The sequence below is a fragment of the Oleiphilus sp. HI0117 genome, assembly GCF_001635235.1.
The window spans coordinates 1-11,341 of the sequence record NZ_LWGA01000692.1 but is presented as its reverse complement, the minus strand read 5'-3'; the positions used below and the strand labels follow the sequence as shown (position 1 = coordinate 11,341).

Here is an 11,341-nt window from a genome sequence, read left to right as displayed (position 1 = left end):
AGCTCTCTCAGCGTTAGTGTGCCGCCCATGTCGGGAATCAGACCCCAGCGTGCTTCCATGATAGAGAATTCGCAATCGGGTGTGCTGTATCTAAAGTCGGCACCCAATGCGATTTGAAAGCCGCCTCCCCAGCATTTTCCGTGTGTCACTGCAATGACAGGAACGGGAGCATCGCGCCACAGGTAGCTGACATCCTGGGCCAGGTTTGAGGCCTTGGTGCCGGGTTTAACCAAAAGTTTGAGCGCGGCTACCGGACTTTTCAAAACGCTTTTTATGTCTAGTCCAGAGCAGAAAGCATCACCGTCACCAGATAGAATGACCGCTCTGATAGACTTGTTCTTTTTAAGTTCTTTAGCCACTTTTGCAATGGCCTCAAACATAGCTATATCGAGTGCGTTGAGCTTACTTGCACGAACTAAGGTTACATAGGCAATTTGATCTTTAATCTCCAGCCTTACTCGTTCAAGAATGATGCGGTCGGTCATGTGTATTTCCTTTGTGCTTATATGCTCAGGTCAAAATTGAAGGGGTGATTATTGCCTTGATAAATCTCATCGAGATAGACGGTTTCTCTTTCGCTTAAGGTATTCATCAGCGTGCGTACATCCTTCATGCTATGAAAGGCTTCAAAGCCGGTCATTAAGAATTGATGAAGTGCTTGTAGTCCAGCCATTTCTGCGGCACCTTCGGTCATGCGTAAGGTAAATAAGATGACGGAGCTACGCGCATACTTGTCGAGTTTTTGTCCCAGCTGTGAAGTCAGTTGTATCTGGTATAGTCGCTGGCCATGATTGTCGCTAGCGCGATAAGCTTCACAATAGATCTTCTCGTTTAGCTCATTGCTGTTGTGTTCAATAAATATGATTTCAGCAAGCCGCTGATCTAGCTGCTGAGTAAGTAAGTTTAGTTCTACCAGAAGACTCACTGTTTCAAGAATTTTTTTTGGTAAAAGCTTGATCATTTTAGGAAATATTCGCTCAAGATCCCGATCGCGGTCGCTGAAATCCTCGGTTGAATATAAATCCGTAAACAGGAAGGATAAGCCGTCTTGATAGTCGCTTGATTGATAAAAATCGCGATGACTGAACTTTAAGCGCTCACTTTGCCAGTGAGCGAGTTTTGCCAAGTGGTGGTCGATATTGTCGAGCTTTGATTGCTGTTGGAAGTCGTGATAATTGAGCATTGCCTCTCTTAGCCTTTTGGCCGCAGGGCTAGAAGCATGGGTGTGAAGAAGCTTGTCACGGCTCATAGTGATCGCGGATCCCTGATACTCAATAGAACAGGTTTGGAATTCTATAGAAAGACAGGCGCTGAATCGAGTGGAATTTTTGAATGCCTGGTGTTGAGAGCTGTTTTGGCGCTGAAGGCTGTTTTGGGCGCTGAAGGCTCAACGCCGGAGTCACTATCTGCTAAGAAGTGCTACACGCCTGCAGATAATTGTAGCTTCTTTTGCTGGTCGGGGTTGAGTTTCATTGTTGGACGAGCGGGCTTGTTGCTAAGAACGGTGGGCATGTCGTCAAGGCTCGGTGTCCATTTAGGGTCGTCCAGTGATACGAAATGGCTCATCGCATCAGTTTCAACAATTCTCACGGCATTCGGGCTATGCTTGGCACTGGCAAGCATTAAGTCACGGTCAAGAATTCTATCTAGTTTAGGGATTAGGAAGGTGCCATGCTTAACATGCTCATAAACTGAATAGTCAGCTTTATCCATCCAGGCAAACAGGTTCTCAATGTTGCGCACGATAGTCAGATGGTCTTTGGTTGCACTAAACATCTTATTGAGCAGTTGTTTCTTGCGCTCATTGGTCTTGCCAAAAAACATTTGTCCATAAGACGATGAAGGTGTGCTATTAATCATACGAACAACCCAGGGCCACATACCATGGCTGACAGGTTCCAGCATTGCTGAAACTAGTGGGTGAGTTTTACCACCAGGCAAGGCTGGCGCTTCGAGAATTAGCTCAACATTCTTATAGAGTTCTGGTCGAAAGCTTACCGCTTGGAGAATAACGGCGCCGCCACGAGAGTGACCGTGAATACGAATGTTTTCAGTTGTCGGTAAATTTTCGAGAGCCTGGTTAAGGACGCATGCATCGTATTCAATGGTCGCTTCAGGGTACTTAATAGGTATTTCCCACTCAGCTGGCTCTGGGATAGGGCCGCTAACAGGAACGTGGTAGTTACTGCAGGTCAATAATACCAATTCTGTAGAAGAATCATTATAGAGTTGCGTAAAGTAGCAATGATTTTCCAAAAAACCGTGAACGCCAATAACGGTATGTTTCGCTTGGCTGCTATGGTTTCGAATGCTAACCGCGCCTTTACCGACGGTGAAGACCTTGCCCGAAAACATTTCGGTATAGCTTTGTTCGATCGGCTTTATCAGTTTGCGCGCATGGATTGCTTGCATTTTACTCTCCCAACTCTCTAATAGTCATGCTGCGCTTAAAATTTGGCAGCTGGCTTTTCCGGCGTTTGCACACTTGGAAGGCCCTGTGACTATGGCTTTGCTTAGGTTTCACTTTGTATCTGAAACCGTGCAAATGTTAGATTATTTATCAATAAGTATACGCAGCTTGAGCAACAATGGAATATTAAATTGGTCAAACAATGAGCGCTATTTAGAACTTAAGTTTAAAAGCGTCTGTAACTCTATGAAATAATTATGGCAGATGGGCTTATTTTTCGGTGTTAAAAAATGTAACATTTGGTTTCAATTGAAACTTGAATGTCATATTGCTCAGATATAACACTACTTTCTTGGTGCCGTTTCGCCAAGATATCTGCTATCTTTGCAATCACTATCGTTCTGTCGTTCTCATTACATAAAAACAATATTTGGGGTCAGGCATGAGTAACAGCAAATTAAAACCTTTAACAGGTGCTGATACAGCTTGGTTGCGTATGGACTCTCCTACCAACCTGATGATTATAAATGCCATGCTCATTACCGAGAGTATGGCTTTTGATGATTTTAGAAATACCATCATTAATCGTTTCTTACGTTTTCCACGCTTTACTTCTTGCCCTGTATTCAAGACCGGGCAGTATTATTGGCAGGAAGATCCTTACTTCGATATTGATAACCATGTTAAACGTGTTGCGCTAACAGGTAATGCAGACAAAGAAGCTCTACAGAGCTATCTTGCGGATCAGGCGAGCATACCGCTGGATGCAAGCAAACCTTTGTGGCAGCTATTGTTTGTCGATAACTATGAGCAGGGTAATGCGATTATTCTGCGGGTTCATCATAGCTATGCAGACGGGCTAGCTTTGATTTCTGTTTTTCACTCGATTACCGATGATGCGCCGAATGTGAAACCGTTTTCACCTTCATGTGCGGATAACGACGAGGTAGCGGCCGAAGAAAGTGAGACACTTACTGATATTAATTACGAATGGCCCCGGTACCAGAAAGTAGTGGATACTGCGAAAGTTCGTGTAGATCGGTATGCCTCATTGGCTAGGAAAGTCTCTTCTGAAGGTATTCAGGTATTACGCGATAAAGAAGCACTTAGAGAGCTTGTTGGTGATGGAGTTAAAGCAGCGGCAGAACTAGCTCAGTTGGCGACGATGGCACCAGACCCTAAGCGTGTCTTGAAGGGTAAGTTAGGTGTTCGCAAAACCTGTGCCTGGTCTGAGCCGATAAGCTTTGATAAGTTTTACGGTATTTCCAAGGTGGTTGGCTGTAAGATTAATGACTTGTTGATTTCTTGTGTTGCGGGTGCCTTTCGCGAGGAGTTGCTGCTTGCAGGTGAAGAACTCGATGGCAAGCAGGTTCACGTGACCTTGCCTGTCAATATTCGCCCTGAAAGCAAAGTGGATATGGCTGGTAACCCTGACGACCTGGGTAACTGCTTCGGAACGGTTTTTGTGGCTTTGCCTGTTGGGATCGAGAATCCGCTGGAGAGAGTCTGCAAGATTAAGCATGACATGATTTCTTTGAAACAGTCTCTTCAACCAGCTTTGTCCTACGGCATTCTTTATGCGGCAGGCATGCTGCCTAAAAATGTTCAGAAAACCCTATTGGAAAGTTTTGGTAACAAAACCTCCGCTGTCTTATCTAATGTGCCTGGTTCTAGAGAGACTCGCTACCTAGCTGGGGCTGAGATTAAAGAGCAGATGTTCTGGGTTCCCCAGACGGGTGATATCGGTTTAGGTTTGAGCATCATTAGCTATGCGGGGCAAATTCAGTTTGGTTTGGTTGGCGATGCAAAGCTGTTCCCTAACCCTGAGCGTATTGTGAAGCACTTTGTTGAACAGCTCGAGAAGCACCGTACTGACATCGTATCAAGTTATATTGAAGACCTTGTTCAGCCTGTGATGGCCTCGTAACTAGCAGTCCTTGAGTGTTTGTTAGGATCTAAAAAGTATCCAGTATATGAATCGTTCATTATTACTGGATACTTCTAGTGTAAATTCAGTATCATTACCTGCTTTAAGGCTGCGAGCGACGAAAGCTTGCTGTTCGAAACTCCTTTGAAAGTAAAGTTAGGTAGCTTATGTCCGATAGTCCGTCACTCAATGCTAATGACCAAGTTCCACTTAAGCATAAACTCAACTTGGAAACTGCTAGAGCTCCCTGGCGCGAGCTACAGACTTTCTTCGCCTCGGGCATGGTGCTATACGTTGCTCCGGGTCTTGATCTATTGTTGGTGGGCGAGCAGTTTGCGGCAGATAATGCTCCGATCTTCAAGGAATGGCTAGCCTCGGGGCAGGTTGCCCAGGTTTCAGATGATCAGGCCTTAGCCTGGTATGAGGCCGATGCCGAACTGTGGACTTTAGTGATTAAACCTTGGATTCTAGTCCAGGCGGTTTCTAAATAAACTTAGTTCTGAGAATGCTAGTAAATATGTCCATTTTTATTAGCATAGCTGTTTAGTACGGCTTTGGCTTCGTCTCGGCAGACTTCAGTTATTACTTCTATCTTTCTTTTTTCAAGACCCGCTTTCCAAGCATTGGGTTTATCTCCTTCGTCAAAGCCTATCGCTTCGGCATCTTTGCCTGTTGCCGCACAGACGACGCGATGAATACCTGACCAGGGGATTGCTCCCAGGCACATAGCGCAGGGTTCGGTACTGGTAAGCAGTTCTAACCGGTGCTCGGATTTTGCTAGTTCGTAACTACCCAGTTGTTGTTGAGCCAAGCTGATAGCAAGGATTTCTGCGTGTAATATTGATAGACCTTGGCTTGTGACCAGGTTGACACCTAAAGATATCAGTTTGCCAGACTCGGTCTCAAAAACGCCTGCGGCAAAGGGGCCGCCAGTATCTTTATTAATGTTTCTTTGTGATGCCGCGATGACGAACTTCATTCGCTCGCTCAGGCTTTCACTTATCTGGTAGCTAGCACGATATTCACTTAACCAGTTAGGAAGCTGGATTTCTAAAGAGTTTGCGTAGGGGTCAATCATCTTTTACACGGCTTTTAAGACTGAGTAACTGGCGGTTATGTGTTTTCGAGAGTGTGATAATAGCCAGAATCGCGCCTACCAGTGCAATTGCCATATCAGATTGAGTATCCCAATTATCGCCTTGAGTACCTAAAAATGCTTCTGCTGCCTGGTCTGATAAGAGTGCGACCCACCATTCGATAAGTTCATAAAATGCGCTGAAGGCCAAGCATATGCTAATAATATAGAAATTGAGCCAGCTGACGCCGTTAACGACCTGCTTTCGAATAAGGATTTCTCTGGCAAGAATGGCTGGGACAAAGCCTTGTGCGAAATGGCCAACTTTATCGTAATTGTTGCGGTCCAAGTCCCAGGCTTCTTTTATCATGTCGAACAAGGGGACTTCTGCGTAGGTGTAATGTCCACCAATCATTAAAATGATACAGTGAATCAGGATTAGGAAGTACAGCAGGGGCGTCAGTGGAAAGCTTCGCCTTGTCGTAACGATTAATACCAGGCCGATGATCGCCGGAGCGACTTCTAGCACCCAGGTATACAAGTCTATAGGTTCGTAGCCTGACCAGCCGAGCACGGCAAAATAGAGTGTAAGCCAAAGAACTTGAGTTGCATTTGCCGGCATAGCTGTCCACGTCCCTTAAGGTTGCTTTTTTCCTTGTACAGTATGGATGATCGTACCACCAAGCATCGCTGCGACAAACAAAAAAGTATCGCTGTGCAAGTAGCTTAAGGCGGCAATAGCCGGGCCAGGGCAGTAGCCATAAAGCCCCCAGCCGACGCCGAACAAAACAGAACCAATGATCAGCCGCTTATCCAGTTTTTGTTTGTTTGGAAGACAAAACTCGCTATTTATTATCGGCCGACGCTTGAAAATAAAATGGTAGGCGAGCATGGTCGTTCCCACGCCGCTAGCCATAACAAACATTAACGTCGGATCCCAGTTGCCGAATAGGTCGAGAAAGCCAAGGACTTTTTCTGGGTTAGTCATACCTGAAAAAGCGAGCCCCAGGCCGAATAACAGACCAAAGAAAAGATATATTAGAGCATTCATATGACATGCCTCACGATAGCTACCGTGATGATTCCGCTTGTCATAAAACAAAGTGTAGTGATGATCGAACGCAGGGAAAGGCGACTAATGCCGCAGATGCCATGGCCGCTGGTGCAGCCACTGCCCATTGACGTACCGTAGCCCACAAGTAGTCCGGAAAGGATAATAATAACCGGATGGTTTGGAATGGGTTGAGAATTAATTTGGCTGAGCTCGCTTAAGCACAATGCACCTAAAGCCATTCCTGCTAAGAAGGCAAAACTGTTTAAGGTATTACCTTGTGTGCGCTTAACAAGGCTCTGAATCATGCTGCTGACACCGGTGATACGACCGTAAAAAAGCATAATAAGGCTGGCCGAAAGACCTATCAGTAATCCACCAATTAATGCGGGTGTTATATTCTCCACGAGTACTCCGAGAAATGTTGTTTAAATTTCGGCGGCAGCATAACAGTTTTTTAGGTCAAAATTTAGGCTTGGGCAAAACCTTTTAGTGTCTGAAAAAAGCGATAAGGTTGATCGATAAGCGGTGTATGCCCGCTGTTTCGGAAAGTGAGAACATCGCAATTGGGGTGATGGTCGGCAATGCGGAGTTGGCCGGTACAGGGGTACATCGTTGATTTAAGCCCAACGACTAATGTCAGCGGGCTATTCAGCTTAGCGATAACGTCGAGCATGTCGTAGTCTTGTTCTATGTAGGCTTTCAGACAGGTGATGTAAACGGGCCAGTTATCGACAGGCATTATTTTGCGGGCCAAAAACTCATTTGAGCATACTCTCCTGGCAATCGCTTTGTGGGATGAGCGAGACAGCGCATCAGAGAAGAAGCTTGCTAAATTATCCCATAACTCTTTTCTTAGTGTTTTGGGGAGGGTGTCGTAGGCTGCCTGAGCCTCAATATAAGGGTCTAGCTTGCCTATTAGGTCTGTCGCTTCGGAGAGTCTTTCTTGGTTTTCTGCGCCAAAAAGCCCCCATTTCCACTCACTATCATTAAGGCATTTGGGACTTTGGTCGATATGTAGATAACGTTCAACCTGATTGTCGCTATATTTTTCCTGGTACTTAAGTGCAACAAAGGCGCCCATTGATATACCAGCTAATTTAAAACTCTCCAGCTCTAAGGAAGTGATTATTTGCTGTAGATCGTCTGCGTAATTGGACATGACGCAATCCCGGTCATGGTTGATGTGATGGGAAAGGCCAAAACCTCGCAAATCGGGAATGATAAAACGCTGCTTTCTTGCTAAGGGCAGGGCAAAAGGTAGCCAATGCAGAGACTGCATACCAAAGCCATGGAGTAGAATGATCGGAGCTGTGTTAGCGTTTTTGGGGCCAAGGTCGCGCACATAAATTCGCTGACCGTCAGCAGTATTGATATATGGCATAAATTCTTTTTCTTATTGCTATTGATGAGCTAAATTTATTAAGCACCTACTTATTACGGAAAGAATACTGAACATCATGTTGAATAGCTATGCTTGCCTCAAAATGCTGCACCGCCTTTTTCTATTGCTTTTGCTTGCAGGGCCACTTAGTGCGCTTGAATTAAAGGATCGTTTAGATGAGCCTTCGCGAACCTTCAACAATGTCGAGAAGTCGGCTTTTCTTGATGTCACGACTCTCGGTGATCGATTGCTAACAATCGGCGAACGCGGCGTCATTGCTTACTCTAATGACGGAGGTGAAAACTGGGTTCAGGCAAAGGTGCCTGTTTCAACGATGCTCACAGCGATGTACTTTGTTGATGATACCCATGGCTGGGCAGTGGGGCATAGTGCCGTGGTTCTTCATACGCAAGATGCTGGCGAAAACTGGACGCTTCAGTTTGATGGCAAGCGAGCTAATGAGCTGCTCCTTGACGGTGCTAAAGCAGACTATCAAGCTCTTCGGGAAGAGTACGATGCCGCCGATGAGGAAGCTCAGGACGATTTGTCCTACGATTTAGATGATGCCGAATTCGCCCTATCGAATGCTGAGTTTGATAGCCAGTTAGGGCCAGCGAACCCTCTTTTGGAAGTGTATTTTGAAAACAAAGATAAAGGCTATGTTGTCGGTGCCTACGGTTTATTTTTTGCAACCGAGGATGGTGGTAAGACCTGGTTTTCGATGGCAAACCGTTTAGAGAATTTTGACCGTTACCACCTAAACTCAATTGCTGTTTTATCCACTGGTGCCGTTTTGATAGTCGGTGAGGCCGGCACAATGTTCGCCTCATATGATCAGGGGGAGAGCTGGGAAACCTTATATAGCCCATATGAAGGCTCTTTTTTTGGCATTCAGGAAGTCCCTCAGGTCAAAGAAGTGTTGATTTATGGTTTGAAAGGCAATGTGTATAGCTCAGCCGATGAAGGTCAATCATGGGATAAGGTTGCTACGCCTGCAACGACTAACTTAACCGGCTCTACGATTGATGAAAATGGCGTGGTGATATTAAGTGGCTTTTCAGGTGTGATTGTACGCAGCACCGACCAGGGTAAGACTTTCTCTAAAGTTAAACAGTCGGGTCTAGAGGCTTATAACGCTGTTGCGACATTAAAGAACTCTGAATTGGTGCTGGTGAGTGATCATGGTGTCCACTTTCAGCCTTATTAAGATGCGAATCTGACACTTGAAAAGTAAGAAGAGTGAAAAACGATAATGAGTGAAATCGAACAACAAGAGTTACAGAGCGTTAGTCTTGCTGAGCCAATGGTCGAGCGGTGGATATTTAGCCGAAGGCTGGTTGTCTTGTGCTTATTCCTCTCTGTATCTTTGTTTTTGGCTTATATGGGGACGAAGGTAAGGCCTGATGCCAGCCTGGAAAGAATGATCCCCTTAGAGCACCCTTATGTTATCAACTTCCTTGAGAACAGAGAGGACCTTGAGAACCTGGCGAACTTTATTCGAATCTCGGTCGAGGCCAAGCAAGGTGATATTTTTGATAAGGATTATCTGGATGTACTAGAGAAAATTAGTGATGAAGTGTTCTATTTACCAGGGGTGGATCGTACAGGGTTAAAGTCTCTGTGGACGCCTAATGTTCGCTGGGTTGAAGTGACAGAAGAGGGTTTTCAGGGAGGGACAGTTATCCCTCATGACTATGATGGAAGTGACGCAAGCCTGGAACAAATGAGACAGAACATCTTGCGCTCGGGTGAAATCGGTCGCCTGGTAGCGAATAATTTTAAGTCTTCGATTGTCTATGTCCCCTTGTTGGAGAAAAACCCAGAGACGGGGGAGCCGTTAAATTACCTCGACTTTTCTAGGGTGTTGGAAGAAAACGTTAGGCAGCGCTACGCGGGAGAAGGATCTAAGGTCAACATTCAGATTGTTGGCTTTGCCAAAAAAATTGGCGACTTGATTGAAGGTTTCTCTGCGATCGTTGTCTTTTTCGCTGTTGCTGTATTGATTACTGCGGCTTTGCTATTTCACTATTCCCGATGTCTTACCAGCACCCTGGCAGCTGTTGGCTGCTCCATTGTTGCGGTGGTATGGCAAATGGGGATTATGCACTTACTAGGCTATGGTCTTGATCCTTATTCGGTGCTGATTCCTTTTATTATATTCGCGACTGCTATTAGCCACTCGGTCCAGTTTATCAATGGCTTGACCCACGAAATGGGCGCAGGGTTTGAGTCACTCGAGGCAACGCTTCGTACTTTTCGTCACCATTATGTGCCAGCGATGCTTGCCTTGATTAGTGATGCAATTGGTTTCATGACCCTGATTGTGGTTGAGGTGGATGTGATAAAAGACTTGGCCGTTGGTGCCAGTGTTGGTATTGCCAGTATTATCATCACCAATATGGTATTGCTGCCTATTATTATGTCTTACTTTGGTGTGACTAAGCGTGGTATCGCGCATGTGCGTAAGGTAGAAAAGCACCCCAGCCCGATATGGGCAAGAATAGCGAAGATGGCATCTCATAAATATGCTTTGCAGTTTATTATTCTTGCGCAATTTGCTGTGGCAATGGGTCTTTATGTCTCCCAGGGGTTGAAGATTGGAGAGCTAGATGCGGGTGCTCCCGAGTTACGCCCTGACTCTCGTTATAACCTGGATAATGCATTTATTACCAGTAACTACTCGACCAGTGCTGATGTCATGGTGCTGATGGTTAAGACGCCACAAGAGCAATGTGTATCTTATGAAGTGATGGATTTAATGGAGCGTTTGCAGTGGGAGCTAAATCATACTGAGGGTGTTCAATTAAGTGTTTCGATAGTGAATATTTCAAAGGCGGTCACCAAAGCATTTAATGAAGGGAGTTATAAGTGGTTTGAATTATCGAGAAACCAGAAAATTATCGACACTTCTTTGCAGCACGTGCCTTCGGGCTTTATTAATCGCGATTGCAGCTTAGCCCCTATTTTCATTTTTCTTAATGACCATAAAGCGGAAACCTTGCAGCGAACGGTTGATGTGGTAGAGGCTTACACGGAGACCTTTGAGTCAGATGAGGTGCAAATATTGTTGGCGGCTGGAAATGCAGGTATTGAAGTCGCGACTAACCAGGTGATAGCTGAATCACAGACTTTTATGATGGTTATTGTTTATGTGATTGTCGGAATGATGGTTTTGCTCGCCTACCGCTCTATGCGAGCCGTTGTTTGCATTGTTATGCCTTTGATGATGACTTCCATTCTATGTACGGCCTTGATGGCCTTTTTAGGCATTGGTGTGAAGGTTTCAACCTTACCAATTATTGCTTTGGGTGTGGGCTTAGGTGTCGATTACGGTATCTATATCTACTCTCGTCTAGAGGAGTACCTAACGCAAGGCATGACTTTACAGAGAGCTTATTTCCATACGCTCCACTCAACGGNTAAAGCCGTTGCTTTTACAGGGCTGACCCTGGCTATCGGTACTACAACCTGGATCTTTTCGCCGATCAAATTTC

12 protein-coding genes are annotated in these 11,341 nt (G+C 45.4%); 4 read left to right on the top strand and 8 right to left on the bottom strand.

Annotated features, from left to right (window positions below):
• From A3757_RS09955 to A3757_RS09945, 3 genes are all read right to left on the bottom strand, one after another.
• On the bottom strand, positions 1-485 hold a 485-nt coding region (locus A3757_RS09955; protein ID WP_197469977.1), incomplete at its 3' end, for an enoyl-CoA hydratase-related protein.
• A 17-nt stretch (positions 486-502) separates the two neighbouring features.
• Positions 503-1,249 carry a hypothetical protein gene (locus A3757_RS09950; protein ID WP_068514029.1) on the bottom strand — a complete coding sequence of 249 codons (747 nt, stop codon included), beginning with the start codon at positions 1,247-1,249 and terminating at the stop codon, positions 503-505.
• 170 nt (positions 1,250-1,419) lie between these two features.
• Entirely contained in the window at positions 1,420-2,412 is a 993-nt protein-coding gene (locus A3757_RS09945) for an alpha/beta hydrolase (RefSeq protein WP_068516739.1), read from the bottom strand.
• Positions 2,413-2,852: 440 nt separating this feature from the next.
• On the opposite strand from A3757_RS09945, the gene A3757_RS09940 reads away from it, so the two are divergent.
• Entirely contained in the window at positions 2,853-4,337 is a 1,485-nt protein-coding gene (locus A3757_RS09940) for a wax ester/triacylglycerol synthase family O-acyltransferase (protein WP_068739509.1), read from the top strand.
• A 167-nt stretch (positions 4,338-4,504) separates the two neighbouring features.
• Complete coding sequence (locus tag A3757_RS09935; protein ID WP_068516741.1) at positions 4,505-4,828, top strand: DUF2288 domain-containing protein; 324 nt, start codon at positions 4,505-4,507, stop codon at positions 4,826-4,828.
• Positions 4,829-4,845: 17 nt separating this feature from the next.
• Here the strand turns inward: A3757_RS09935 and A3757_RS09930 are convergent, their stop codons facing one another.
• The 5 genes from A3757_RS09930 to A3757_RS09910 all read right to left on the bottom strand — a co-directional run bounded on the left by A3757_RS09930 (position 4,846) and on the right by A3757_RS09910 (position 7,847).
• Positions 4,846-5,415, bottom strand: a complete 570-nt coding sequence (locus tag A3757_RS09930) for a nucleoside deaminase (RefSeq protein WP_068509914.1) — start codon at positions 5,413-5,415, stop codon at positions 4,846-4,848.
• Complete coding sequence (locus A3757_RS09925) at positions 5,408-6,034, bottom strand: DUF2238 domain-containing protein (RefSeq protein ID WP_068516744.1); 627 nt, start codon at positions 6,032-6,034, stop codon at positions 5,408-5,410. Before A3757_RS09925 ends, A3757_RS09930 begins: the two co-directional genes overlap by 8 nt.
• Before the next feature lie 15 nt (positions 6,035-6,049).
• Positions 6,050-6,463: a DUF6691 family protein gene (locus A3757_RS09920; protein WP_068516746.1), complete on the bottom strand. Its 414-nt coding sequence runs from the start codon at positions 6,461-6,463 to the stop codon at positions 6,050-6,052.
• The gene (locus tag A3757_RS09915) at positions 6,460-6,870 is read right to left on the bottom strand and encodes a YeeE/YedE family protein (RefSeq protein ID WP_068553464.1); all 411 of its coding nucleotides are present in this window, start codon (positions 6,868-6,870) and stop codon (positions 6,460-6,462) included. Before A3757_RS09915 ends, A3757_RS09920 begins: the two co-directional genes overlap by 4 nt.
• A 62-nt stretch (positions 6,871-6,932) precedes the next feature.
• Complete coding sequence (locus tag A3757_RS09910) at positions 6,933-7,847, bottom strand: alpha/beta fold hydrolase (protein WP_068509332.1); 915 nt, start codon at positions 7,845-7,847, stop codon at positions 6,933-6,935.
• A gap of 76 nt (positions 7,848-7,923) precedes the next feature.
• On the opposite strand from A3757_RS09910, the gene A3757_RS09905 reads away from it, so the two are divergent.
• Both A3757_RS09905 and A3757_RS09900 read left to right on the top strand, forming a co-directional pair.
• The gene (locus A3757_RS09905; protein ID WP_082865196.1) at positions 7,924-9,054 is read left to right on the top strand and encodes a YCF48-related protein; all 1,131 of its coding nucleotides are present in this window, start codon (positions 7,924-7,926) and stop codon (positions 9,052-9,054) included.
• Between the two features lie 45 nt (positions 9,055-9,099).
• On the top strand, positions 9,100-11,341 hold a 2,242-nt coding region (locus A3757_RS09900; RefSeq protein ID WP_068739507.1), incomplete at its 3' end, for an RND family transporter.

Bases quoted from the DNA above. Each gene is read 5' to 3' on its own strand.
- A3757_RS09950 (WP_068514029.1), bottom strand. From the start codon at position 1,249: ATGAGCCGTGACAAGCTTCTTCACACCCATGCTTCTAGCCCTGCGGCC.
- A3757_RS09925 (WP_068516744.1), bottom strand. From the start codon at position 6,034: ATGCCGGCAAATGCAACTCAAGTTCTTTGGCTTACACTCTATTTTGCC.
- A3757_RS09920 (WP_068516746.1), bottom strand. From the start codon at position 6,463: ATGAATGCTCTAATATATCTTTTCTTTGGTCTGTTATTCGGCCTGGGG.
- A3757_RS09935 (WP_068516741.1), top strand. From the start codon at position 4,505: ATGTCCGATAGTCCGTCACTCAATGCTAATGACCAAGTTCCACTTAAG.
- A3757_RS09905 (WP_082865196.1), top strand. From the start codon at position 7,924: ATGTTGAATAGCTATGCTTGCCTCAAAATGCTGCACCGCCTTTTTCTA.
- A3757_RS09930 (WP_068509914.1), bottom strand. From the start codon at position 5,415: ATGATTGACCCCTACGCAAACTCTTTAGAAATCCAGCTTCCTAACTGG.
- A3757_RS09945 (WP_068516739.1), bottom strand. From the start codon at position 2,412: ATGCAAGCAATCCATGCGCGCAAACTGATAAAGCCGATCGAACAAAGC.
- A3757_RS09940 (WP_068739509.1), top strand. From the start codon at position 2,853: ATGAGTAACAGCAAATTAAAACCTTTAACAGGTGCTGATACAGCTTGG.
- A3757_RS09910 (WP_068509332.1), bottom strand. From the start codon at position 7,847: ATGCCATATATCAATACTGCTGACGGTCAGCGAATTTATGTGCGCGAC.